The organism is Clostridium boliviensis (assembly GCF_033342255.1).
GTDB classification, from domain to species: Bacteria; Bacillota; Clostridia; order Lachnospirales; family Lachnospiraceae; genus Lacrimispora; species Lacrimispora boliviensis.
The window spans coordinates 1-312 of sequence record NZ_JAWONS010000191.1; the positions used below are offsets into that span (position 1 = coordinate 1).

1 protein-coding gene is annotated in these 312 nt (G+C 51.3%); it reads right to left on the minus strand.

The window, feature by feature from the left end; translation table 11 throughout:
- Positions 1-181 (minus strand): hypothetical protein (locus RZO55_RS12430; protein ID WP_318064608.1); only part of this gene is annotated, 181 nt, incomplete at its 3' end.
- Positions 182-312 lie beyond the last annotated feature (131 nt).

Sequence of the window (312 nt, forward strand, 5' to 3'; positions counted from 1 at the left end):
GTCCCCCTTCGGGGAAGTCTGGGTTCCCGTAGGTGCGCTCCACCGGGTTTCCCCAGGAGTCAATCCCGGTCATCTCACCACCCCACACCTCCTTCTTGGGATGGTGCATGATTCTATACATCAGGTTCAGCTCTTCTTTCCCTTTGAACTCCCAGTGTCCTTGCTGGTTTACCACCAGCAAGGACCCATTTATTACAGTCCTTTCACCGGGTATTGCACGGCGAAAATGGGGCATATAATGATGAACTTTTACACCTACATGCCCAGGGCGAATGTATGCTTCGCCCTCAAATACATAAGGAATCGAGAGTT